The sequence below is a fragment of the Staphylococcus simiae genome, from assembly GCF_002902085.1.
Lineage (GTDB): Bacteria > Bacillota > Bacilli > Staphylococcales > Staphylococcaceae > Staphylococcus > Staphylococcus simiae.
Map to the genome: position 1 here is coordinate 1 of NZ_PPQR01000139.1, position 301 is coordinate 301.

Annotated in this window: 2 tRNA genes; both read left to right on the top strand. The window is 42.2% G+C overall.

Annotated elements, in window-relative coordinates:
* Positions 1-15: 15 nt before the first annotated feature.
* Positions 16-92: transfer RNA gene (locus CD113_RS12365), tRNA-Ile, on the top strand.
* Between the two features lie 31 nt (positions 93-123).
* Positions 124-199, top strand: a tRNA-Ala gene (locus CD113_RS12370).
* The last annotated feature ends 102 nt before the right edge of the window (positions 200-301 follow it).

A 301-nucleotide genomic window follows, 5' to 3' on the forward strand; every position in this document is an offset into this window, starting at 1 on the left:
AACATTCAAGTTGATGGGCCTATAGCTCAGCTGGTTAGAGCGCACGCCTGATAAGCGTGAGGTCGGTGGTTCGAGTCCACTTAGGCCCACCATTAATTTCATTTAAATATTCAACCTAATTATGGGGGCTTAGCTCAGCTGGGAGAGCGCCTGCTTTGCACGCAGGAGGTCAGCGGTTCGATCCCGCTAGTCTCCACCATTATTTATTGTACATTGAAAACTAGATAAGTAAGTAAAAATAGATTTTACCAAGCAAAACCGAGTGAATAAAGAGTTTTAAATAAGCTTGAATTCATAAGAA